The organism is Capnocytophaga bilenii (assembly GCF_017565765.1).
Classification (GTDB): Bacteria; Bacteroidota; Bacteroidia; order Flavobacteriales; family Flavobacteriaceae; genus Capnocytophaga; species Capnocytophaga bilenii.
The window spans coordinates 149462-174059 of sequence record NZ_JAGDYP010000003.1; the positions used below are offsets into that span (position 1 = coordinate 149462).

General features: G+C 39.9%; 24 protein-coding genes, 6 tRNA genes and 1 pseudogene. 21 read left to right on the top strand and 10 right to left on the bottom strand.

Annotated features, from left to right (window positions below):
* The first annotated feature begins 256 nt into the window (after window positions 1-256).
* The 21 genes and pseudogenes from thrS (at window position 257) to J4N46_RS05110 (ending at window position 18272) form a co-directional block, all read left to right on the top strand.
* Window positions 257-2200, top strand: a complete 1944-nt coding sequence (gene thrS / locus J4N46_RS05015) for a threonine--tRNA ligase (RefSeq protein ID WP_208058397.1) — start codon at window positions 257-259, stop codon at window positions 2198-2200.
* Between the two features lie 91 nt (window positions 2201-2291).
* A complete protein-coding gene (gene infC, locus J4N46_RS05020; protein WP_157049218.1) occupies window positions 2292-2789 on the top strand; it encodes a translation initiation factor IF-3 in 498 nt (165 codons plus the stop codon).
* Between the two features lie 120 nt (window positions 2790-2909).
* Window positions 2910-3107, top strand: coding sequence for a 50S ribosomal protein L35 (gene rpmI, locus J4N46_RS05025; RefSeq protein ID WP_009415232.1), 198 nt, complete (start codon window positions 2910-2912; stop codon window positions 3105-3107).
* Between the two features lie 95 nt (window positions 3108-3202).
* On the top strand, window positions 3203-3547 hold the full coding sequence (gene rplT / locus J4N46_RS05030; protein WP_009415231.1) for a 50S ribosomal protein L20: 345 nt from the start codon (window positions 3203-3205) through the stop codon (window positions 3545-3547).
* A gap of 90 nt (window positions 3548-3637) precedes the next feature.
* Window positions 3638-4747: a beta-ketoacyl synthase N-terminal-like domain-containing protein gene (locus J4N46_RS05035; RefSeq protein WP_208058398.1), complete on the top strand. Its 1110-nt coding sequence runs from the start codon at window positions 3638-3640 to the stop codon at window positions 4745-4747.
* Window positions 4748-4881: 134 nt separating this feature from the next.
* Entirely contained in the window at window positions 4882-5658 is a 777-nt protein-coding gene (locus J4N46_RS05040; RefSeq protein ID WP_208058399.1) for an acid phosphatase, read from the top strand.
* Window positions 5659-5666: 8 nt separating this feature from the next.
* The gene (locus tag J4N46_RS12655) at window positions 5667-5981 is read left to right on the top strand and encodes a hypothetical protein (protein WP_236013731.1); all 315 of its coding nucleotides are present in this window, start codon (window positions 5667-5669) and stop codon (window positions 5979-5981) included.
* Window positions 5971-6909 (top strand): porin, encoded by a 939-nt coding sequence (locus J4N46_RS05045; RefSeq protein ID WP_236013733.1) that lies wholly within the window; start codon window positions 5971-5973, stop codon window positions 6907-6909. Before J4N46_RS12655 ends, J4N46_RS05045 begins: the two co-directional genes overlap by 11 nt.
* A gap of 47 nt (window positions 6910-6956) precedes the next feature.
* Complete coding sequence (locus J4N46_RS05050; protein WP_208058400.1) at window positions 6957-8237, top strand: histidine-type phosphatase; 1281 nt, start codon at window positions 6957-6959, stop codon at window positions 8235-8237.
* A 397-nt stretch (window positions 8238-8634) separates the two neighbouring features.
* Window positions 8635-8901 carry a DUF1963 domain-containing protein gene (locus J4N46_RS05055; RefSeq protein WP_317194295.1) on the top strand — a complete coding sequence of 89 codons (267 nt, stop codon included), beginning with the start codon at window positions 8635-8637 and terminating at the stop codon, window positions 8899-8901.
* A gap of 12 nt (window positions 8902-8913) precedes the next feature.
* Window positions 8914-9006 (top strand): annotated as a pseudogene (locus tag J4N46_RS12945) (DNA damage-inducible protein D); the annotation flags it as partial.
* A gap of 230 nt (window positions 9007-9236) precedes the next feature.
* Entirely contained in the window at window positions 9237-10787 is a 1551-nt protein-coding gene (locus J4N46_RS05065) for a DUF4301 family protein (RefSeq protein ID WP_208058401.1), read from the top strand.
* A 170-nt stretch (window positions 10788-10957) separates the two neighbouring features.
* Window positions 10958-11031, top strand: a tRNA-Thr gene (locus J4N46_RS05070).
* A gap of 75 nt (window positions 11032-11106) precedes the next feature.
* Window positions 11107-11189: transfer RNA gene (locus tag J4N46_RS05075), tRNA-Tyr, on the top strand.
* A gap of 26 nt (window positions 11190-11215) precedes the next feature.
* A tRNA-Gly gene (locus J4N46_RS05080) sits at window positions 11216-11288 on the top strand.
* An 11-nt stretch (window positions 11289-11299) separates the two neighbouring features.
* Window positions 11300-11371, top strand: a tRNA-Thr gene (locus J4N46_RS05085).
* A 68-nt stretch (window positions 11372-11439) separates the two neighbouring features.
* The gene (gene tuf / locus J4N46_RS05090; RefSeq protein WP_009415218.1) at window positions 11440-12627 is read left to right on the top strand and encodes an elongation factor Tu; all 1188 of its coding nucleotides are present in this window, start codon (window positions 11440-11442) and stop codon (window positions 12625-12627) included.
* A 74-nt stretch (window positions 12628-12701) separates the two neighbouring features.
* Window positions 12702-12772, top strand: a tRNA-Trp gene (locus J4N46_RS05095).
* Window positions 12773-13132: 360 nt separating this feature from the next.
* The gene (locus tag J4N46_RS05100; RefSeq protein WP_208058402.1) at window positions 13133-15391 is read left to right on the top strand and encodes an aconitate hydratase; all 2259 of its coding nucleotides are present in this window, start codon (window positions 13133-13135) and stop codon (window positions 15389-15391) included.
* A 200-nt stretch (window positions 15392-15591) separates the two neighbouring features.
* Window positions 15592-16056 carry a hypothetical protein gene (locus J4N46_RS05105; RefSeq protein ID WP_009415216.1) on the top strand — a complete coding sequence of 155 codons (465 nt, stop codon included), beginning with the start codon at window positions 15592-15594 and terminating at the stop codon, window positions 16054-16056.
* Between the two features lie 41 nt (window positions 16057-16097).
* Complete coding sequence (locus tag J4N46_RS05110) at window positions 16098-18272, top strand: family 65 glycosyl hydrolase domain-containing protein (protein ID WP_208058403.1); 2175 nt, start codon at window positions 16098-16100, stop codon at window positions 18270-18272.
* Window positions 18273-18357: 85 nt separating this feature from the next.
* Here the strand turns inward: J4N46_RS05110 and J4N46_RS05115 are convergent.
* From J4N46_RS05115 to J4N46_RS05155, 10 genes are all read right to left on the bottom strand, one after another.
* Window positions 18358-18430: transfer RNA gene (locus J4N46_RS05115), tRNA-Phe, on the bottom strand.
* Window positions 18431-18532: 102 nt separating this feature from the next.
* Window positions 18533-19558, bottom strand: a complete 1026-nt coding sequence (gene fbp, locus J4N46_RS05120; RefSeq protein WP_208058404.1) for a class 1 fructose-bisphosphatase — start codon at window positions 19556-19558, stop codon at window positions 18533-18535.
* Between the two features lie 33 nt (window positions 19559-19591).
* Complete coding sequence (locus tag J4N46_RS05125) at window positions 19592-20308, bottom strand: pyridoxine 5'-phosphate synthase (protein ID WP_208058405.1); 717 nt, start codon at window positions 20306-20308, stop codon at window positions 19592-19594.
* A 27-nt stretch (window positions 20309-20335) separates the two neighbouring features.
* On the bottom strand, window positions 20336-20818 hold the full coding sequence (locus tag J4N46_RS05130) for a peptidase M23 (protein ID WP_208058406.1): 483 nt from the start codon (window positions 20816-20818) through the stop codon (window positions 20336-20338).
* A gap of 22 nt (window positions 20819-20840) precedes the next feature.
* Entirely contained in the window at window positions 20841-21077 is a 237-nt protein-coding gene (locus J4N46_RS05135) for a NifU family protein (RefSeq protein ID WP_208058407.1), read from the bottom strand.
* 101 nt (window positions 21078-21178) lie between these two features.
* A complete protein-coding gene (locus J4N46_RS05140) occupies window positions 21179-21355 on the bottom strand; it encodes an antitoxin (protein ID WP_208058408.1) in 177 nt (58 codons plus the stop codon).
* Window positions 21356-21366: 11 nt separating this feature from the next.
* Window positions 21367-22485: an Mrp/NBP35 family ATP-binding protein gene (locus J4N46_RS05145; RefSeq protein WP_208058409.1), complete on the bottom strand. Its 1119-nt coding sequence runs from the start codon at window positions 22483-22485 to the stop codon at window positions 21367-21369.
* A gap of 221 nt (window positions 22486-22706) precedes the next feature.
* Window positions 22707-22835, bottom strand: coding sequence for a hypothetical protein (locus J4N46_RS12850; protein ID WP_262897135.1), 129 nt, complete (start codon window positions 22833-22835; stop codon window positions 22707-22709).
* A 66-nt stretch (window positions 22836-22901) separates the two neighbouring features.
* A complete protein-coding gene (locus J4N46_RS05150) occupies window positions 22902-23399 on the bottom strand; it encodes a YdeI/OmpD-associated family protein (RefSeq protein ID WP_208058410.1) in 498 nt (165 codons plus the stop codon).
* A gap of 205 nt (window positions 23400-23604) precedes the next feature.
* Entirely contained in the window at window positions 23605-24201 is a 597-nt protein-coding gene (locus J4N46_RS05155) for an SMI1/KNR4 family protein (RefSeq protein ID WP_208058411.1), read from the bottom strand.
* Window positions 24202-24598: the final 397 nt, after the last annotated feature.

Sequence of the window (24598 nt, forward strand, 5' to 3'; positions counted from 1 at the left end):
AAAGGTAATTTTTTTTGGTTATATTGTCAAGATGTTGTACCTTTGCACCTAGAAGTTACTGAGAAAATAGGTATAATCAAATGAAATAAGAACTATTACTAAATCATTACCTAATCTTCTTGTAATTCCTGTATCTTCTTTATTTAAAATAGATTATATAAGTAGTTTCAATTTTTCTGCAAAAATCTTGCTAATTCATAAATATTTTATACCTTTGCACTCTCAAAGCTAACAATACTAAAATTTGGATAATAAAATGATAAAGATTACACTACCAGACGGTTCGGTAAAAGAATACCAAAGTGGCATTACCCCTATGCAAGTAGCTCAAAGTATTAGCGAAGGACTTGCACGCAATGTACTATCTGCTTCCTTCAATGGAAAAACAGTAGAAAGCGTTACTCCACTGACGACGGATGGTAGTTTAACTCTATATACTTGGGATAATCCTGAAGGGAAAAAGGCTTTTTGGCACTCATCGGCGCACATTTTGGCTCAGGCATTGGAGGAATTGTACCCTGGTATTAAGCTTACCATAGGGCCGGCAATTGCGAGTGGTTTTTACTACGATGTTGATTTTAATGGAAAACCTATTTCTGAAAAAGATTTTCCGGCTATTGAAGCTAAGTTCTTGGAAATTGCACGTGGCAAACACGAATTTAAAATGCGCCCTGTAAGCAAAGCTGAAGCGTTGTCATATTATGCGGGGAAAAATGAGTATAAAACAGAACTCATTGAAGCGCTTGAAGATGGTACTATTACTTTTTGTGACCATAGTACTTTTACTGACCTCTGCCGTGGGGGGCATATTCCTAACACTGGATTTGTAAAAGCAGTGAAAGTGCTTAGTGCTGCAGGTGCTTATTGGCGTGGTAATGAACACAATCCGCAGCTAACGCGTGTGTATGGAATTTCGTTTCCGAAGCAAAAAGAACTTACTGATTATCTTGAGCTATTGGAAGAAGCTAAAAAACGCGACCACCGCAAGCTTGGTAAAGAATTGGAACTCTTTACCTTTTCAAACAAAGTAGGGCAGGGGCTACCACTCTGGTTGCCCAAAGGTGCAGCACTACGCGAGCGTTTGGAGGCTTTCTTGCGCAAAGCTCAAAAACAAGCGGGTTATGAACAGGTAGTTACCCCTCATATAGGGCATAAAAATTTATATGTAACTTCAGGACACTGGGAAAAATACGGCAAAGATAGTTTTCAGCCAATAGCTACTCCTAATGAAGGGGAAGAGTATTTGCTAAAACCGATGAACTGCCCTCACCACTGCGAAATATACAATTCGCACCCTTGGAGTTATAAAGATTTACCGAAACGATTTGCTGAATTTGGTACTGTATATCGTTATGAGCAGAGTGGTGAATTACACGGATTGACCCGTGTGCGCTGCTTCACTCAAGACGATGCTCATATATTCTGTACTCCTGAACAGCTTGATACTGAATTTAAACACGTAATAGACTTAGTGCTATACGTATTTGGCTCACTTGGGTTTGATAATTTTACGGCACAAGTATCATTGCGTGACCCTGAAAACCTGACTAAATACATTGGTAGTGATGAGAATTGGGCTAAAGCTGAAAATGCTATTATAGCTGCTGCTAAAGAAAAGGGGCTTACTTATGTGGTGGAAACAGGAGAAGCTGCTTTTTATGGTCCTAAGCTTGACTTTATGGTGAAAGATGCTTTAGGAAGAAGCTGGCAGCTGGGTACTATTCAGGTGGATTACAACTTACCTGAGCGATTTGACTTGTGGTATAAAGGTGCAGACAACGAATTGCACCGCCCTGTGATGATACACCGTGCGCCTTTTGGTAGTATGGAGCGTTTTGTAGCTATTTTGTTGGAGCACACAGCGGGTAATTTCCCATTATGGCTTACTCCTGACCAAGCTATAATTTTGTCGCTCAGCGAAAAGTACGAAGGCTATGCGCAAAAAGTATTGAGACAGCTACAGGATTTGGATATTCGTACCCTAATAGACAATCGTGCTGAAACAATGGGTAAAAAGATACGTGAGGCTGAAAAGCAAAAAGTGCCTTATATGCTTATTGTGGGTGAAAATGAAGAAAAAGAGGCTACTATTTCGGTACGCAAACGCGGTGGTGAAGATTTAGGAAGTATGACTGTAGAGGCTTTTGCTAAACTCATCAACGAAGAAGTAGCCAAGTCGATAAAGCAATTTGCTAATTGACAAAATAAAACAGTGAAAGTAATTTAAAATTTTAATAGCCATCATTAAGAAAAGTAACACACCGGGAAAAGACGACAAAAGCCTACATCGCATAAATCGCGATATTAGGGTTCCAGAGGTTCGTCTTGTGGGGGAAAACGTTGAGAATGGCGTTTATCCTACACGAAAAGCTTTAGAAATTGCTGAAAGTCTTGAGCTCGATTTGGTTGAGATATCGCCAAATGCTACTCCGCCCGTTTGTAAAGTAATTGACTATAAGAAGTTTCTTTACGAACAAAAAAAGCGTGATAAAGAGCTAAAAGCTAAGGCTGTGAAAGTAGTTATTAAGGAGATACGTTTTGGTCCTCAAACAGATGACCACGACTATGAATTTAAGAAAAAACACGGTGAAAAGTTTTTGAAAGAAGGGTCAAAAGTTAAAGCCTATGTATTTTTCAAAGGTCGTTCAATTATTTACAAAGACCAAGGTGAGATTTTGTTGTTACGACTTGCTACTGACCTTGAAGAATACGGCAAAGTGGAACAAATGCCTAAACTGGAAGGCAAGCGTATGACGATGTTTTTGGCACCATTACCTAAGAAAAAATAATCGTTATCTGACCCTCGTAAAGGGCGGAAAATGAGGATAAAAATAAACTCCTGTAACTCCCCCTCTGAAAAGAGGGGCGGGGGGAGGACGGAATAATATCACAATAAAAATTCTAAGCAAATGCCTAAAATTAAAACTAAATCGGGAGCTAAGAAGCGTTTTGTGCTTACGGGCTCTGGCAAAATCAAGAGAAAACATGCGTTTAAGAGCCACATCTTAACAAAGAAGACTAAAAAACGCAAGTTGGCACTTACCCACGCTGCACTCGTTAGCACTAACGATACTGCAAGTGTGAAGAGACAATTAGGCTTAAAATAATTGTCTGCAACGAATCGGAATTAATAACCCTGGAGTAGGTACCTAAGTGTTTGTTTTAAGCCGAACCACCTGCTACAAAAAATTAAAATTTATTTATGCCAAGATCAGTAAATGCTGTAGCTCGTAGAGCTCGTAGAAAGAAAATAATGAAGCTTGCCAAAGGTTTCTTTGGTCGCAGAAAAAACGTTTGGACGGTAGCTAAAAATGCTGTTGAGAAAGCAATGCAGTACGCTTATAGAGACCGCCGTAACAAAAAGAGAACTTTCCGTGCTTTGTGGATTGTACGTATCAATGCAGGTGCGCGCCTTCACGGATTGTCATACTCTCAGTTTATGGGGAAACTTAAAGCTCATAACATTGAACTCAACCGCAAGGTGTTAGCCGATTTGGCTATGAATCACCCAGAAGCGTTCAAAGCTATTGTTGAAAAAGTAAAATAAACGTTTAACGATGATATTATTCCGTAGAAAAAGCTGTCTTTATTTAGGCAGCTTTTTTAATTATACCATCTGCTAATTAAAAATAAAAAAATGTCATATATTCATCAATATAATATTACAACGCCTTTAGGATTGGATTTGGAGACTACTATGGAGGCAGTATTGAGTGGGCAAACAGGAATTGCCTTGCAGGCTGATAGAGGTAGATTTGCGAACATACCGATGTCGGTTTTCAGTGAAAATGCTCTTACTGCTTATCCTGATTATATGCGTTATCCTCATTTGACTCGCTTGCAACGGCTTCTTTATGTGGCAGTAGCTCCTCTTCTGAAAGATATTCGCATTACTGAACGTACAGGTTTGCTGCTTTCTACTACCAAAGGCGATATACGTTCGTTGGAAAAAGGGACTGATACTTTGCCTTTTTTGCACCATGCTGCAAAGGAGCTGGCGGAAGTATTGGGTATTTGTACTACGCCTATGGTTGTGAGTAATGCTTGCGTATCGGGGGTGATGGCACTTTCGGTAGCTTCTCGGCTTTTGGCGGCAGGGGTGTACGATAGTATGCTAATAGTTGCTGGTGATGAAGTTACTGATTTTGTGCTGTCGGGTTTTAGTTCGTTTCAGGCGATGAGTAGTAGTCCTTGCAAGCCTTATGATGCTAATAGAGACGGTATCAGCTTAGGTGAAGCTACTGCGGCTTTGTGGCTTAGCAATGAACGTGAGGATGCTGTAGCAAAAATTGTGGGGGGAGCTTCTATCAATGATGCGAATCATATATCGGGACCTTCTCGTACAGGGGAAGGGTTATACCTAAGCATTGCAGCGGCGTTACAACAAGCTGGCTTGCAACCTGAAGCGATAGACCTTATTAATGCACACGGTACGGGTACGCTTTACAATGACGAAATGGAAAGCATTGCGCTGATGCGCAGTGGGCTGCTCAATACACCTGTGAATAGCTATAAGGGCTATTTTGGACATACCTTGGGTACTTCGGGTTTGTTGGAGAGTATTCTCTCGGTAGCATTGGCAAAGCGAGGAATGGCACTAAGGAGCTTAAATTTTAAGCGATTGGGTGTTTCGCATAACATAAATGTATTGGCAAAAAATGAGCGTTTAAAAACGCATTATTTGCTAAAAACGGCTTCGGGATTCGGGGGTAGCAATACAGCTGTAGTAATAGAAATATATGAATAGGTAAATTAATTGTTAAAAAAATGTGAAAAAAATTTTGATATTATTTTGTTTCTTCATATCTTTGTGCCGAAAAAAGTATATAAATTTACTTATTCGTAACATAAAGGAAAATAATAAATTAATATCAAAATATAATGAAAAGAGTTTTTTTATCAGTAGTTTTATTGGCAGCGTCAGTAGCTACTTTTGCACAAGAAAAGATTAGAGATGTACGTACACGCCCTGAGGTTTATTTTCTTCAAATAGGAGATGTAGCAAATAGCCTTGAGCTATTGCCCCCTCCGCCATCACCAGGGAGTGTACTTTTCCTAAACGATGAGGCACAATACCAATGGGGCTTGATGCAACGCCGTACTGCCCGCGGTGAGCAAGCGGTGAGCGATGCTCGTGTGGACGGGGCAGGTGTACCTAACGCTTTTTCGGAAGCTTTTGGGGTGAAGATTTCAAAAGAAGAAACTCCTGAAATTTTTACCTTGGTGGTGAAAATGCGTGAAGATGCGGGTGACCTTGCTACTCGTGCGGCTAAAGATCACTATATGAGGGTACGCCCATTTGCGTTTTACGAAAAAACTACTTGTAACCCTGAGCAACAACAAGAGCTTTCTACTAATGGGTCATACCCTTCAGGGCATACTTCTATAGGCTGGGCTACTGCCTTGGTACTTGCAGAAATAAACGTGGATAGACAAAATGAGATTTTGAAACGCGGCTACGAAATGGGGCAAAGTAGGGTTATATGTGGATATCACTTCCAAAGTGATGTGGATGCGGCACGCCTTGTGGCGAGTGCTGTAGTAGCACGCCTACACGCTAATGATGCTTTTATGGCGCAATTGGCAAAAGCTAAAAAAGAATTTGCTGAACTTGTAAAAAAAGGCAAGGTAAAGAAGAGTGAACGCACAACAAAATAATTTATGTTATGAAAAAGTGGGTATTTAGCGCAGCTTTATTAAGCTTGGCTTATGGCTACGCACAAGATAATACAACCCCACAGGCAGAACCTACCCCTATGACAATGCCTGCTGCGGTTCTACAACAAATAGCAGCGCCTAAAACAGAGGATAAAATAGAAATAAAACCTGCGGGGCGTATCCTCATAGATGGAGGTGCTTTTGGGGCTAATAAATATCACAATGAGTTTGTAAGCGGGGTTGCGATGCCCGATATACGTGCTGGACTGGGTGTGCGTTACGGCAACTGGAAGGCAAAAGTGGATATTGGCTATGCTTTATAATGCTCTTTCGGTAAAAGATGTTCTTATAGAATACGGATTTAGCAAGCATACGCTCCTCAGAGGGGGTTATTTTGTACATCAGTTTGGTATGCAGAGTGCTACAAGTTCGTCTTTCAAGATATCGATGGAAGAACCTCAAAGTAATGAGGCATTTTTCAATGGCAGGCTTGTAGGGCTTATGCTGATGCATCAGAAAGATAAATTCTTTGGTACGCTGAGTCTTTTTGCTGAAAATGAAGCGATGAAGAAGAGTCCTACAGTAACGGGCAGCCAAGGAATGGGAATGATGAGCAGGCTGTTGTATCGTCCTTATCGCGAAGAGGGTAAGATTTTGCATGTGGGTATTTCGGGGGCTTTTGAAACACCTCGTTATGGTGAAATAAAAAATAACGCAGGTAAAGTAATAGGCGTTTCACATAGCTCGTATACTCTAAAAACGCCTTTCCCTACTCGTATTGCTAAGGTAACAGCGCAACAAGCATTTATTGATAATGCTACTTTCTTATATAAATTTTCACCTGAATTATTGTTGGCTAAAAATCGCTGGGGATTAGAAGCTCAATATTACTATGTGAATGTAAATAGAAAGAGTGGTTTTGAGGCTTTTGATGCGAGTGGTGCTTACGCAATGGTACGTACTATCATCAAAGGTAGTCCGTATACTTATGCTGATGCCGATGGTGGTATTGCTACGCCTAAAGCTGGAGCAATGGAATTGGTGGCTGGCTATAACTATACCGACCTTTCTAACCGCAAGGCAGGTATTTTGGGTGGTAGGCTAAATGATTATTCACTTACTTTTAACTATTACCTGAACAAGTATATGATTTGGAGGGTGCGCGCTTCGCATACTGCTGTGGGCTATCGTGCAGGTAGAGAGGATACTAATTTGAATTTGATAGAAACGCGTTTGCAAATCAAATTCTAAGAGGTGTGAATGGTATAGGAGAAACCAATTTAAAAAAATAAAACTATATGAAAAAGAATTTTATAAATATAACATTGTTGTTCTTGTGCCCGCTATTGGCTATGGCACAATTGCAACGCTCAGACGCTTTTAAAGAACAATACAAGCTGAAAGAAGTGGTGATACTGAGCCGACACAATATTCGTTCGTCACTATCAGTAAATGGTAGTATGTTGCAAAAAATGACTCCTCACGAATGGATAAAATGGAGTGCAGCCCCCAGCGAACTCACCTTGCGAGGAGGTGCTTTGGAAACTATTATGGGTCAGTTTTTCCGCAAATGGACAGTTGATGAAGGTCTTTTTACAGAAAATGCGGTTCCTACGGTTGATGAGGTAAATTTTTATGCTAATAGTATGCAACGCACTATTGCTACAGCGCAGTATTTTTCATCGGGTTTTATGCCTGTAGCTAATTTGCATATAAACCATCGTTTTACCCCTAGCAAGATGGATCCGGTATTTTTTCCTGCCCTTACCAAGAGCAGCGAGGCTTTTAAAGCTCAGGCACTGAAAGAAATTGCAGCTATGGGCGGCAAGAAAGGAATTGTAGGCATCAACGAAGGTCTTAAAGATTCTTACCAGCTTATTGAAAGGGTATTAGACCTGAAAAACTCACCTGCTTGCAAATCGGGTGAAGTGTGTGCTTTCAACGATTACAATACTCAGCTAAAACTTGAAAAAGGCGATGAACCTAATATGAAAGGCTCACTAAAGTTTGCTAATTCGGCTTCGGATGCGCTTATTCTTCAGTATTATGAAGATACCGACCCTGTGCAGGCTGCTTTTGGACAAAAACTTTCTAATGATGAGTGGGAAAAAATTGCTAAGGTGAAAGACGTTTATGGCGATGTATTATTTACTGCTCCTATAGTGGCAGTGAACGTGGCTCACCCGCTATTGGTGTATATGAAAGACGAACTGAATGCTAAAAACCGCAAATTTACTTTCCTTTGTGGGCACGATTCGAATATTGCGAGCGTTAATGCGGCTTTGGAGGTAGAAGAATACAGTTTGCCACAATCAATAGAAAAGAAGACTCCTATAGGTAGCAAATTGGTATTTGAAAAATGGGTGGACAAAGCGGGCAAGGAATTTGTAGCTGTAAATATTGTTTATCAGACTACCGAACAGCTTCGCAATGTAACATTACTTAATTTAGAGAATCGACCTGTGGTATTTTCACTAAAACTAAAGGGATTGAAAGCTAACCCTGATGGACTTTACTCTATTGAAAGTGTGAACGATCGTTTTGATAAAGCTATACGTGCTTATGAGGAAATCAAATAAAATGGGAGCAAAAAGGAAATTTGCATCTACAATACAAGAAAAAATAATTGATTATCTGTGTGATGTATAGGATATAAAAGAAGACTGTCCTTAAAAGTTTAAACTAACTTTTTGGGACAGTTTCTTTTTTAGCATTAAGCAGGCTATAGAATAATTATTCTTAAAAAAATACTAATAAAATTTGCTTTTTAGTATTTTTATTTATAACTTTGTCTCGTCAAAAAAACTAACAACTAAAGGCTAACGGTGAATCGGATACTATAGAGCATTTCTGTTTTTGCCTAATGATACTTGTGCGAGAGAAGAATTTTGAATTTTGAATTGTGGGACTTGTAGGACGGGTCTTTACTTTGCACCCTGAAAATAAGAAGTTATTTTCAAAGAAAAGCAGAGGAGAATAAAAGTCTGTGAGAAGATTTATGATTTACTTGACAAAGAGATGAGGCATAAAATAGGGGGTTATCCTTACTTTATTGAATATGACCCTCGTGAAGAGAAAGACCCTCATACGCTCCTTCTCCTGCAAATAGATATTGATAACGTTGAAGGAGAAGAGATTTGTTGGGGAAATGAAGGAGGTGTGGCTAATTTCTTTATCAGTCCTGAAGATATGGCTAATTGTAAATTTGACGATGTGCTTTTTCACTGGGAAGATAATTATTAAGCCAACATAATTATGGATAAGAATAGTATTTTGCAGTATAAAAGTCTATTTGATGGTATCACTCGCCATATAGAGGGTGAAGATGCTAAAGAACAAATAGAGGTGTAGATGATGAGCCTGTCCGAAAAGTTTTGTTTCGTGAGGGCGATTTGCAAATCGCCCCTACAATGTGAATAAAAACGATTGATTATAATTAACTTTGTCAAACTCTGAAAGTTTGACAAAGTGTGTGGCGTAATTGTGTTTTTAAAACTTTTTGGACACCCTCATAGTTGAAAACTCTCAAAAGCTGCCTACTTACTAACAACTAAAGACTAAAATAAATTAAAAATATTATGAATGAATTAACCGAAAAAGACCACCAACTATTGGTGCGTAAAGGAATTACCGAAGCTACTCTCAATGCACAAGTAGCGCGTTTTAAACAAGGCGTACCTCCTATTCAGTTGGTAAAAGCTGCCGTAATTGATGACGGTATCTTGCCATTAACCAAAGAAGATGCGGCTAAATATGCTGCTATTTACCAAAAACGCAAAAAGGGCAATAAAATTGTGAAGTTTGTGCCTGCTTCGGGGGCTGCTACTCGTATGTTTAAATCGCTCTTTGCTTTCCGCGATGGCTTTGAGCCTGATAGGGAATCGTTTGTGGCATACGTGAACCGTACAGGTAATAAGGAAGTACGTGCTTTTTTTGATGGCTTGGAACGTTTTGCTTTTTATCCGTTGCTAAAAGAGTTTATCGATAAACATCACCCTGAGTTTGTAAACCTTAATGAAGATGCTCAGAAACATCTTATTGTTTCGGTATTGCTGAACGAAAATGGTTTGAATTACGGGAATATGCCGAAAGGATTACTGCCTTTTCACCGTCATTCTGAAAAAATAGCGACTCCTTTTGAAGAGCATTTCCGCGAGGCGGTGCTTTACGCATCGGATGATGAGCAAGCTAACTTGCACTTCACTATTACTGAACAACACACTGAATCTTTTTACAAGGAGCTAAATCATATAAAGCCACAATTGGAAGAGCGTTACCATATTAATTTTGATGTGGATTTTTCGTATCAGAAGCCTAGTACTGATACAATTTCGGTTACTGAAGACAATGCGTTTTTCCGCGATGAAGAGGGTAATTTGTTGTTCCGCCCTGCAGGACACGGTGCGCTTCTTAGCAACTTAAACGATGTGGATGCTGATATTATCTTTATCAAAAACATTGATAATGTGGTTGTGAAAAAATACACTGATGAAACGGTGTTTTACAAAGAGGCTTTGGCTGGCAAGCTTTCGCAGGTGCAGGAAGAGGTATTTAGGATATTGCACCGCATTGATAACGACAAAGTTAAGAAAAAGGAGATAAAACATATATTGGATTTCTTGCGAGAAATCAATGTCAATGTGCCTGACTACGTTTATAAATTCCGCCGACAATACGCTCTTGAATTTGCGAAAGAGCAGCTTAATCGTCCTATACGTGTGTGTGGTATGGTGAAAAATGAGGGGGAACCAGGGGGCGGTCCTTTTTGGGTGAAGGATGCTAATGGTGTGGTGAGTTTGCAGATTATTGAATCGGCGCAGGTGGATATGAAAGACCCTAAGCAAAAGGAGATTTTTGAGCAATCTACTCATTTTAATCCTGTGGATTTGGTATGTGGTACTAAAAACTACAAGGGTGAAAAGTATAATTTGCAAGAGTATGTAGACCCTGAGCAGGCATTTATTACTTCTAAGACGTATATGGGCAGACCGCTTAAGGCATTGGAGTTACCAGGGTTGTGGAATGGCTCTATGGCGAAGTGGATAACTTTGTTTGTTGAGGTGCCTATTATTACCTTTAACCCTGTAAAAGTGGTAAATGATTTGCTAAAGAAGACGCATCAGGGATAGGGAAAGAGGCTTGTATGCTTATTTTAGGCAAAAAAAGGTATAATTATTAAATACTGATAATCAATAATTTGCGATAAAATTGCGAAAAAAGATGAAAAAAAAGTCATAAAAAATTTGTCAGTTAAAAAAATAGTTATACTTTTGCACCCTGAAATAATGATACAGGCAACGCCGGCATAGCTCAGTTGGCCAGAGCACGTGATTTGTAATCTCGGGGTCGTGGGTTCGAATCCCTCTGCCGGCTCAAAAGAGTAAGAATAAGTACTGATCGACCTACGCTTACTTTGTTTTTTATTCTAGCTATATCATAATTAAAGGGGGGGAGATACTCAAGCGGCCAACGAGGGCAGACTGTAAATCTGCTGGTTTTCACCTTCACAGGTTCGAATCCTGTTCTCCCCACGAGTTTATTTTATTAGATTTTTTTTGCGGGAGTAGCTCAGTTGGTAGAGCGTCAGCCTTCCAAGCTGAATGTCGCGAGTTCGAACCTCGTCTCCCGCTCTTTCTTTATTGCTGATGTAGCTCAGGGGTAGAGCACTTCCTTGGTAAGGAAGAGGTCACGAGTTCAAATCTCGTCATCAGCTCAGTAATTGTATTTGCACACACATCAAACACTCATTTATATAACTAAGATTTAAAATTTTTTTAGAAAATGGCAAAAGAAACATTTGATCGTTCCAAACCGCACTTGAATATTGGTACTATTGGACACGTTGACCACGGTAAAACTACTTTGACAGCAGCTATTACTAAAGTATTGGCTGATGCTGGTTTGTCAGAAGTACGTAGCTTTGACTCTATTGACAACGCTCCTGAAGAAAAAGAACGTGGTATTACCATCAATACATCACACGTAGAATATCAAACTAAAACACGCCACTATGCGCACGTAGACTGTCCTGGTCACGCGGACTATGTAAAGAATATGATTACTGGTGCTGCGCAAATGGATGGTGCTATTCTTGTAGTTGCTGCAACTGATGGTCCGATGCCACAAACACGTGAGCACATTCTTCTTGGTCGCCAAGTAGGTATTCCACGTATTGTCGTATTTATGAACAAAGTGGATATGGTTGATGACCCAGAACTATTAGAGTTGGTAGAACTTGAAATGCGTGAGCTATTGAGCTCTTACCAATATGATGGTGATAACACTCCTATCATACAAGGTTCTGCTCTTGGAGCTCTTAACGGAGAAAAGAAATGGGTAGACACTGTATTGGCTCTTATGGATGCTGTAGATAGCTATATTGAGCTTCCTACTCGTGACGTAGATAAACCATTCTTGATGCCTATCGAAGACGTGTTTACTATTACAGGTCGTGGTACTGTTGCAACAGGACGTATCGAAACTGGTGTAGCTAAAACAGGTGAGGCTGTTGAAATCATTGGTATGGGTGCTGAAAAATTGACTTCTACTATTACAGGGGTTGAAATGTTCCGCAAAATCCTTGACCGTGGTGAGGCTGGTGATAACGTAGGTTTGCTACTTCGTGGTATCGACAAAAAAGATATCAAACGTGGTATGGTAATCTGCAAACCAGGATCTGTAACTCCACACGCTAAATTTAAAGCTGAGGTGTATATCCTTTCAAAAGAAGAAGGTGGACGTCACACTCCATTCCACAACAACTACCGTCCTCAGTTCTACGTACGTACAACTGACGTAACAGGTACTATTCACTTGCAACCAGGTGTAGAAATGGTTATGCCAGGTGATAACGTAACTATTGAAGTAGAATTGTTGCAACCAATTGCATTGAACGTAGGTCTTCGTTTCGCTATCCGTGAAGGTGGTCGTACCGTAGGTGCAGGACAAGTAACAGAAATTCTTGACTAATCTATATTAGAAAGTTTAGATTAATATTTATAGAAAAGTTTTGAGTGATTTTAAGCTCAAAACTTTTTTAAAATACGGGTGTAGTTCAAGGGTAGAATAGCGGTCTCCAAAACCGTTGATGGGGGTTCGAATCCCTCCACCCGTGCGAGGGGAAAAGGGCTGGTTGCTTTGTGCAGCTGGCTCTTTTCTCTATTTACTTTTACACAATGCTGTTCCTGATAGTTTTTTGACTGGCTAATTACTTGGAATGAATATAAATTTCCTTGTTTTTAGTATTCTTTAATAAAAACTATAAGCTGTTTTTTTTGCTATTAATGCAAAATAGGCACTACTTTTTTATCAATACTGCATCTTTCTTTATTCTATATTTTAATTCTTATAAAATTCTTAATTTTCAGTGATTATTTCAGTTATAATGTCTTATGTTAAAATGTTTTTTAGTAATTATTTATTTCGTATATTTGCAGTACAAAATGAAAATGTAATTAACTAAAAACTAAAGAATATGGCTTTTGATATTGAAATGATTAAAAAGGTATATGAGCGTATGCCTGAACGAGTGAAAAAAGCCCGTGAAATAGTGGGAAGACCGCTAACGCTTGCTGAAAAGATTCTCTATACACATCTTTGGGATGGTATGCCTACTAGGGCTTTTGGCAGAGCTAAAGATTATGTAGATTTTGCTCCTGACCGTATTGCTTGCCAAGATGCTACAGCGCAGATGGCTCTTTTGCAGTTTATGCACGCAGGGAAGCCTAAGGTAGCTGTGCCTACTACTGTGCACTGCGATCACCTTATTCAAGCTAAAGTAGGTGCTGAAACCGACTTGAAGGTAGCTAAAGAACAATCTAAAGAGGTTTTTGACTTTCTTTCATCGGTATCTAATAAATATGGTATCGGATTTTGGAAACCAGGAGCGGGAATTATTCACCAGATAGTATTGGAAAATTATGCTTTCCCAGGGGGAATGATGATTGGTACCGACTCACACACTGTAAATGCTGGTGGTTTGGGAATGCTTGCCATTGGGGTAGGGGGTGCCGATGCGGTAGATGTGATGGCTGGAATGCCTTGGGAGCTGAAATTTCCGAAACTCATAGGCGTGGAACTCACAGGCAAACTTAATGGCTGGACAGCTCCTAAAGATGTAATCTTGAAAGTAGCTGATATTCTTACCGTAAAAGGCGGTACGGGGGCTATCGTAGAGTATTTTGGTGAGGGTGCTAAATCGTTGTCTTGTACAGGTAAGGGTAGCATTTGCAATATGGGTGCCGAAATAGGGGCTACTACTTCTACTTTTGGTTATGACGACTCTATGCGCCGCTATTTGCGTGCTACAGGGCGAGAAGAGGTGGTAGAAGCTGCCGATAAAGTAGCGGATTGCCTAACTGCTGACCCTGAAGTATATGCTGACCCTGAACAGTACTTTGATGAGCTGATACGCATCAACCTCGATACGCTTGAACCTTACATCAATGGTCCTTTTACTCCTGATAGGGGTACTCCTGTTTCTGAAATGAAGAAGGTGGCTCGCGAAAACGATTGGCCTTTAAAAGTAGAATGGGGGCTTATAGGCTCTTGTACTAACTCATCGTACGAAGATTTGAGCCGTGCGGTATCGGTAGTAAAACAGGCGGTAGAAATGGGGGTAACACCTAAAGCTGCTTTTGGTATCAACCCCGGTTCGGAACAAATACGCTATACTATTGAGCGCGATGGGATTATTGATGTATTTGAAAAATTAGGTACTAAAGTATTTACCAATGCTTGTGGCCCTTGTATCGGTCAGTGGGACAGAGAGGGTGCTGAAAAGCAAGAGAAAAATACAATTGTACATTCTTTCAATCGCAACTTCTCGAAACGTGCTGACGGCAACCCCAATACACACGCTTTTGTTACTTCGCCCGAAATGGTAGCTGCTTTGGCTATTGCCGGTAGATTGGATTTTAACCCTATTACCGATACGCTCACCAACGACAAAGGCGAGGAAGTGAAATTTAAACCTCCTTATGGTGAAGAGCTGCCTACCAAAGGATTTGCTGTAGACGACCCAGGTTACCAAGCTCCTGCAGCCGATGGTAGTGGTGTGCAAGTGGTTGTATCGCCTACTTCTAACCGCTTGCAATTGTTGGCTCCTTTCCCTGCTTGGGACGGGAAAAATATTACAGGGGCTAAACTGCTCATCAAAGCGCAAGGCAAATGTACTACCGACCATATCTCGATGGCAGGCCCTTGGTTGCGTTTTAGAGGGCATTTAGACAATATTTCCAACAATATGCTCATCGGGGCAGTAAATGCCTTTAATGGCAAAACAAATGCCGTAAAAAACCAATTAACGGGCGAATATGACGAGGTGCCTAAAGTGCAACGCGCTTACAAAGCAGCAGGCGTGCCTTCGGTAGTAGTAGGCGACCAAAATTACGGCGAAGGCTCATCGCGCGAACACGCTGCTATGGAACCTCGTCACTTAGGTGTAAAAGCTGTACTGGTGAAATCGTTTGCTCGCATACACGAAACAAACCTTAAAAAACAAGGTATGCTCGCTCTTACGTTCGCCAATGAGGCTGATTACGACAAAATTCAAGAAGATGATACTATCAACTTTTTAGACCTTACCAGCTTTGCTCCTAACAAACCACTTCACTTGGAATTTGTACATAAAGATGGTTCTAAAGATGTAATTGCTTGTAACCATACTTATAACGACTCACAAATAGCGTGGTTTAGAGCAGGTAGCGCACTAAACTTGATAAGTGCAAGCTAATAAAAATCTATTGATAATACAATTTTGCCGATGAGACAATGCACTCACCGGCAATTTTTTTATGCAGTTATCTCCAAAACCAGCTCCATTTTTTCTCTTTTTCTACGCCTAATTCTGATATTTTTTACTGTTATATATTGCCAAATCTCCTCATTTTTATTACCTTTGCAACTACAAACAATATTTAAAAACATACCTTTATGAAAAAAATTATTTTTATAGTCCTCTTAGTGCTATCGTTGGCTGCCAATGTCTTGTTGGTGCGCAAATTATTCGTAGGCAACACACAAGTAATTGAAGGTGACCCCCGCGTGAGTGTGATTGTAACTCAAGCAAACCGCGATTTTGTAATGGGCGAAATGCGCACCTTTGTAGAAGCACTGCACCAAATCAATTTGGGGATTGAACAAAACGACCCTTCTTTGATTGTAGAAGCTGCTCGTGCCTCTGGCGGCTCTGTTGCCGACCACGCCCCCGCAGGGCTCATCGCTTCTATCCCTATAGGCTTCAAAACCATAGGCTTCGACACACACGGCAAGTTTGACGAAATTGCCAATAGTGCCGAAAAGAATTTTGACCCCAAAGTTACCCAACAACAAGTAACCGCACTACTTGGCAACTGCGTAGCTTGCCACCGCAGCTATCGTATGGATGTAAAAAAATAGTCGTTAGATTGAAGTATCAACAACTAACAAAACATATCGCAATGGAAAAATGGAATATTATAGTAGAAGGGTTTGACCCCAAGCAAGTTACCAAGCACGAAAGCCTTTTCAGTCTCGGCAATGGTGCTATGGGGTGCCGAGCCAATTTTGAAGAACAATATACAGGCGAAACCTTTCAAGGCAGTTACATAGGCGGCGTTTATTACCCCGATAAAACCAAAGTAGGCTGGTGGAAAAATGGCTATCCTGAATATTTTGCCAAAGTACTAAATGCCCCCAGCTGGTTGGGTATCAATATCAGCATCAATAATTGCCCCCTCAATTTAAATACTTGTATAGAGGTGAAAGATTTCCGCCGGCAGCTCAATATGAAAGAAGGTTGGTACGAGCGTTCTTTCACCGCTACCTTGCCCAATGAGCAGCAAGTACAAGTAAAAGTACAACGGCTGCTTTCATTGCGCCACGATGCTATGGGTGTGTTGCATTACCAAATTACTCCCCTCACCGCCGATGCCCAACTGCAAATAGAAAGCTACCTTGATAGCGGTGTGAAAAACAACGATGCCAACTGGGACGAACACTTCTGGAACACCCTTGCAATTACCCATCAGGGTAATCGTGCCGCAATTATAGCCGAAACCAAAAAAACAAAATTCAAGGTATGTACTTTTATGCAGAATGCCCTTGCTGTAAATCAGCAACTTGTAGCAGCACAAGCTACTACACACACTGCCGATAATTACATCGGCAAGCAATACGAAGTAAATGTAAAGAAAGGAGATACATTAGCTATTGAAAAAATAGGCGGCTATGTTACTGCCGAAAGCAATACCGAAAATACACTATTAGCCGAAAACACATTTGCACTACTAAATGAAAACATAAACTTCGCAACCCTCCTACAGCAGCAAAAAGAAGACTGGGCAGCGATATGGGAAACCGCAGATATTGAAATAGACGGCGATGTAAAAGCACAACAAGCCATCAGGTTCAACATCTTCCAGCTGAACCAAACCTATTCAGGCAAACACTCACAGCTGAATATAGGTCCCAAAGGATTTACAGGCGAAAAATATGGCGGTAGCACCTATTGGGACACCGAAGCCTATTGTTTGCCTTTCTATATGGCTACCAAATCTCCTCAAGTAGCACGCAATTTGTTGCTATACCGCTACAAACAATTGCCGCAAGCCATTGCCAACGCCCAAAAACTCGGTTTTTCACAAGGCGCAGCACTTTACCCAATGGTAACAATGAATGGTGAAGAATGCCATAATGAGTGGGAAATCACCTTTGAAGAGATACACCGCAACGGAGCTATTGCCTTTGCTATCTACAACTATGTGCGCTATACAGGCGACAGCGATTATATAAAAGATTATGGTATAGAAGTACTTATTGGCATAGCGCGTTTTTGGGCACAAAGAGTCAGTTTTTCAGCCGAAAAAGAAAAGTACGTTATCTTAGGGGTTACAGGTCCTAATGAGTACGAAAATAACGTTAATAATAACTTTTATACCAATTATATAGCAGCTTGGTGTTTGCGCTATGCTGCTGAGCAAGTCAATAACACACATACGGCACACGCCTCAACCGATGAGTGTAAGCAATGGCTGCATATTGCTGATAATATTTATCTTCCTTATTCCGAAAAATACGGCATTTATTTGCAACAAGATGGCTTCTTAGATAAAGAACTGAAGCCCACAACAGCATTATCTCCTCAGGAGCGACCTATCAACCAACATTGGTCGTGGGACAGAATCCTCCGCTCGCCCTACATCAAGCAAGCCGATACGCTACAAGGCTTCTATTTCTTCCAAAATCATTTTAGCAAAGAAGCCCTACAAAAACACTACGATTTTTACAGTCAGTTTACCGTCCACGAGTCATCATTATCTCCCTGTGTACACAGCATATTAGCTGCCAAATTAGGTATGATAGATGAAGCGTATCAACTCTATTTGCGCACAGCCCGCCTCGATTTAGACGATTATAACAAAGAAGTACACGAGGGGCTGCACATTACCTCAATGGCAGGCACTTGGCTGTCAATTGTAGAAGGATTTGGAGGCTTACAAGTAGAGGCTGATAAACTTACCTTTGCCCCACAAATACCCCCAACTTGGCAACGTTATAGTTTCAAAGTCTTCTTTCGGGGGAAAGTCTATAAAGTAGAAGTATTACCTACGCACCATACAGTAACAATCTTATAAAAACAATAACCTCAGCATTCGCTGAGGTTATTGCAATTCCTAATCCTTAAAAATATGAAAAATTTCCTCTATGAAGAAGATCTCGTGGTACCTCCAGGAATCGAACCAGGGACACAAGGATTTTCAGTCCTTTGCTCTACCAACTGAGCTAAGGTACCAGTTGTTTCATTTTTCCGAGTGCAAAAGTAGTACTTTTTTTTAAACCTGCAAAATTTTTCTCAAAAATTTTGCAGGTTTTTTATCTACTATTTTATAACTCATTAATATTCAGGCTTATCTTCTGGATGTTTCGCCATAAATTCTTCCGCCTTTTTCACCATATTTTCCGAACCACAGAAGAAAGGCACCCGCTGATGAAGCTTCGAAGGCTTAATATCCATTATGCGCATATACCCATCCGAAGCCTTTCCTCCTGCCTGCTCTGTTAAAAAAGCCATAGGATTACACTCGTATAACAAACGCAATTTGCCTTGCGGAGTACGAGTCCCCGACGGATAAATATAAATACCCCCTTTCAGCATATTTCTATGAAAATCCGAAACCAATGAACCTATATAACGCGATGTATATGGTCTATCCTCTTCCAGAGCTTGGCAGTATTTCAAATAGTCTTTTACCCCTTGTGGAAAATGTACGTAATTCCCTTCGTTGATAGAATAGATATTCCCATCTTTAGGATACGTCATATTAGGGTGAGACAAGTAATACGTACCTATCGAAGGGTCAAGAGTAAAGCCATTCACCCCGTGCCCTGTTGTGTACACTAGCATTGTAGAAAGCCCATATACAACATAGCCCGCAGCCACCTGCTTATTGCCCTCCTGCAAAAAGTCTTCTATTTGCACAGGCGTACCTACAGGCGTAACCCGTTTGTAAATAGAAAATATAGTCCCTACCGTTACATTCACATCCGCGTTGCTCGAGCCGTCAAGCGGGTCTATAAGCACAACGTATTTGCTGTTAGGGCTGTGTTCTGAGGCATTAATAGGAATAAAAAACTCATTTTCTTCCGATGCAATACCACATACCACATCACGCTGCGTAAGTGCGCGAATAAACAATTCATTGGCAAAAACGTCCAATTTCTTTTGCACTTCGCCCTGCACGTTTTCCTGACCCATATCGCCAAGAATATCCTCTACAAGCCCAGCCTTATTCACCTCGCGGTTCACAAGCTTCGATGCAAGCTTAATAGCACTCAATAAGCGGGAAAATTCCCCTGTAGAATGTTGAAAGTCCTTCTGATTCTGAATGATGAACTCTCCTAAAGTTTGGTGTGTTTTCATTGTATTGTTATGTTAATGTTTATGATTTCAATGCTATTTGCCCAAGCGCCTCAAATAAAGTTGTATTACATTTTCCAACCCTAAATACAACGATTCGCAAATCAGTGCGTGCCCTATTGATACTTCTAAAAGATTAGGAATATTATCGTTGAAGTATTTCAAATTGTCTAAGCTAAGGTCGTGCCCAGCATTCAGTCCCAATCCTACCCTTTCAGCCTCCAGAGCCGCTTTTATATAAGCCCCTATAGAAGAAGGATTGCCTAAAGCGTACTCACGAGCGTAGCCCTCAGTGTAAAGTTCCACCCTATCAGCACCCACTTCAGCAGCACCAGCCACCATAGCTTCTATCGGGTCTACAAATACCGAAGTACGTATCCCATTGCGTTTAAACTCCTTTATAACTTCCGTTAAAAAAGCGCGGTGTTTTACAGTATCCCAACCCGCATTAGAAGTTATAGCATCTTCAGCATCAGGCACCAAAGTTACCTGTGTGGGGCGCACCTGCAGCACTAAGTCTATAAATTTAGGTATAGGGTTACCCTCAATATTATATTCTGTCGTTACTACCTGCAGCAGCTCAGTAGCATCGTTATAGCGAATATGGCGTTCATCAGGGCGTGGATGTATAGTAATACCCTCAGCACCAAAACGCTGTATATCCGCAGCTACCTGCAATAAGTTAGGCATATTACCACCGCGAGCATTCCGCAAAGTCGCTATTTTATTGATATTTACACTTAGTTTTGTCATCTAATCCTTGAAATTTATTACTATCTTTTATTTCCTATTTTCAGCTTCTTCAGCTTCCACTTCGCGCCGCAAGAGAGAGTCTTGGGCACTAGGAGTTACTCGGTAAGCTTTAGGGTCGTATTTAGGGTCGCTGATGTGAAAACTCGCAGTATCTTTAGAATGAGCTTCAGGTTTTATATCCCCCACCAATACCTTCTTTAGCGAAGCAAGATACTTATCGTTATCCTGCATCTTCTTTTCCAATGAATCCAACTTGAAAAGCAAATTTAGGGTTTCACGCTTGTTTTCTACTACCGAATAACCTAAAATATATTGTCGCAGCGGACTATAAATAATAAATAAAGTTGTGAAAGCAATGAGTATTATCGCAAATAATGAGCCAAATACAAATATATTTAGCCTACTTAGCCTAAATGAACTCTTCTCTTCATAAGTGCTATCGTCCATCACTATCAGCCTATATTTACTAAGCCATTTCTCTTTCCAATATTCCTTTGTAAGTAACTTCATTTTATAGTCTTGCTAGTATCGGTTAAACACTTATTACCTGTTCTATTTGAGGCGCAAATTCCTTTACAGTCATTTCAACACCACTCTTTAGGGTAAGCTGATTTACAGCACAATTCATACAAGTACCCTCTAAGCGCACTTTTACTATGCGACCATCTTCAATATCCACCAAAGATATATCCCCCCCGTCATTTTGCAAATAAGGGCGTATTTCAGCCAAAGCCTTTAATACTTGTTCTTTTAATTCTTCTGAACTCATTAATTCCTTTTATTATTAAAAATCATCGTCTAAATCCAACTTATCAGGATCGTTTCTATTATCCCAAAAAGCAATGAAACGAATTTCTTTATGTTCTTCAATTAGTTTATATTCATGCCACTCTTCTGTTTCTCCCATTGTGCTATAAGCTCTTTAGCGCTCTTCATAACCCTATCGTGAGGTACAAAAGCACCTCTTTTTTCATCTTCTAAGCCCTCTTTGATAGCTTTTAAAGCTCCTTTTGTTATTTTTTGGGTTTCTACAATAAGTGTTTCCATTTGCAAATTATTTATGAACTACACCCAGCCGTAGTAGTGATTCTAATAGCCTCCGAAGGCGGCAAGCTCTCATTGCGTTCCACAACAGCCCTCACCACGTTCTGTGCCAAAGCCTTAAAAGCGATTGCTTGCGGACTGTCTTCTTGCAAAGCAATAGGTCTACCGTTATCACCCGCCTCGCGAATACCCTGTACAAGAGGTATTTCACCCAAGAAAGGAATGTTTAGGTCAGTAGCAAGATTTTTAGCACCTTCTTTGCCAAAGATGTAGTATTTATTGTTAGGTAACTCTTCCGGAGTAAAGTAAGCCATATTTTCAACAATACCCAGTACAGGTACGTTGATACTTTCTTGTTGAAACATCGCCACACCCCGCCTTGCATCAGCAAGAGCCACTTTTTGTGGCGTACTTACTATGACAGCACCCGTAATAGGCAGCGCTTGCATTAGGCTCAAGTGAATATCACCCGTTCCAGGAGGCAAGTCAATAAGCAGAAAGTCCAGTTCACCCCAATAAGCATCAAAAATCATTTGGTTCAAAGCCTTTGAAGCCATTGCACCACGCCATATTACCGCCTGATTAGCATTCGTAAAAAAACCTATTGAAAGCATTTTTACACCGTAATTTTCAATAGGCTTCATAAACGATTGCCCCGCAATAGTAATCGATTCAGGGCGTTCGCCAGCAACATCAAACATTATAGGCATCGACGGACCATAAATATCCGCATCCAGTAAGCCCACTTTGAAACCCATTTTAGCCAAAGTCGTTGCCAAGTTAGCCGTTACCGTACTTTTGCCCACGCCCCCTTTGCCCGAAGCAATAGCGATACAATTTTGTATACCAGGGATAGCCTTACCTTTCACCTCAGGCACTTCAGGCACAACAACTTTCACGTTTACAACAACTTTCGCCTTTTCGTGTACTTCAGCGTGAATCGCCTTCATTATTTCCACTTCAGTGCGTTTTTTGGCTTGCATACTAGGGTTGCCGATAACCACATCCACTACCACTTCGTCGCCAAAGATTACAATATTTTGAACAGCACCACTATCAACCATATTTTTCCCATCACCAGGTACTGTAATTTTAGTAAGTGCTTGTAAAACATCTTTTTTCTGGATAGTCATTTTTTAATTATAAAATTATTATTAAATTTGATTTTGGGGCAAAGATACAAAATAATGTTTAATAATCAATGATTAATGATTAATTCTTTACAGCCGCCAATTCCCCCGCTGTCGCGAGCTTGCAGCTCGTACCCAATTCAAAATTCAAAATTCAAAATTCAAAATTCAAAATTCAAAATGCGCTACACCCTTTGGCAAACTTTCAGAGTTTGTCAAAGTTTTTAGTGTAAACCTATTTCAGGATATGACATTTTTATCCTTCTGCTCACCTCTTCATATTGCCAGCCCATAAAGTCTTGGACAGAAATCTCCTTACCAGAGTCTTTAAGAACGTTAAAATCGTAGTTCATCGTAAAAAGTTCCCTGCGATTCTTTTTCAGTTTATAGGAATTTCTATAGTTGTCATTTGTTGATATTTAATTCTTATCCGCAAAAGGCGCTAACAGTTGTTTTATCTCTTCCTTTATGGTTGCGTTATCTGCATTAGCAGCTTGTTCTTCTATAGGCTCAAAGTAGTAAAGGTCGTTTAGAATCCCATATATAGCTATAGCACGCAGACTGCTAGGTTCAGAGTTTTGGTACAATTGCACCAAAAAAGCAATTGCCCACTTATATGCCACACAATACATACCACTATGGTTATTACCTATAGCACTTATAAAAGCCTCTGCAAGGGCATTCCCTTCTTGCGAATTAATATTAATAATTTCCTCTAACAGATTAATAACTTGGGGTTCTCCCTCCAATGTATACTTCTCACAGAACGACAATTGCATTTTCAGCACTCTTTTAAGGCGTGTTTCTTCCTTTTTAGCCTCATTAATATAGTTTACCCACTCTTTTTGATGAGAAATAGGTAAAGAAATGAAGTGCTTTTTTACATTTTCACTTAACAAAGGCGTTATATCTACCATACTTTATGTTGTTAAAAAAACTTTTTGATATTCTTTTTCAATAAATCACCTAAAGATTCTTATAGTCATTATTTTTTCGCTGATATGAACCTATCACTCTTGCCCTACCTCACCCTAATTGTAGTAAGCAAAATAAGACTTTGCCTCTTTTGTATATCACCAATGGGTAGGTTGTTGAAATAACAACTTATCAAATACTTTAGCATTACATTTGCACTGCTTCATCAAGCCATTCAGTAAACCAAGAGATGAAAGATACTCGTTCTCCTTTTTCATTCAATAGAGGTTTTAATCCTCCATAATCAATTCTTCCATCAAGCCACATATTGCCATACTCTTCACCATTTACAACTAATAAATAAGTGGCTCCGTGCCCTATATGACAAATTTGCAAACAACCAGTGATATGATTAGTACTCATATACTTCTCTAATACTTCATCATCAGGGCGTTCCCCCCCATCCCAGTCAATAGCATCAATCCATTCATCTTCATTCCATTTTTCATTATAAGCAAAAGGCTTAGATAGATTAATTGCAGGATTATCTCTAAGTTTAAAATCAAACATTGACTCTTGCAAAGAAAGTAATCCTTGCCTTGGTCCTATACATCCATTTCCTATTTTTATTATAAATTCTCTATAATCTTTAGGAAGTATTATATTGTTCCTTTTTTCTATTTCAGAAACTTCTTCTTCTGAAATCGTAGGGTTTATAAATACTTCTTTAGGAACAATTGATTTTAAAGTGTTTGGATGAGCTAATAAAAATAGCATCTTTTTTTTAATATCATCTATTTGCATAATAATTTATTTACAACCATTGTATTTCTTTTCTCCTTTTTCCCATTTATAGATAATCCCCCCGCTGGCGCAAACTTGCAGCTCGTACCCAATTCAAAATTCACAATTCTCTCCCCGTCCTACTTGTCCCACAATTCAAAATTCAAAATTCACAATTCATAATTTGCCAATCCCCCTCGCACTATTTAGAGCGCATTATAGGCTTAAAAAACGCTTATCTCTATGGTGTATAAAGAAAAATAGCAGGGCAATTCTTTTGTATTATATTGATTAATAAGTTGTTGTGATTTTAACAACACATCTGATACATTACCAACATCGCGGTCTTTATAGGTATGGTCTATGATGTTGTACAAGCGGTAGTCTATGCCCCATTGGTATTCTTTCCAATAGATAT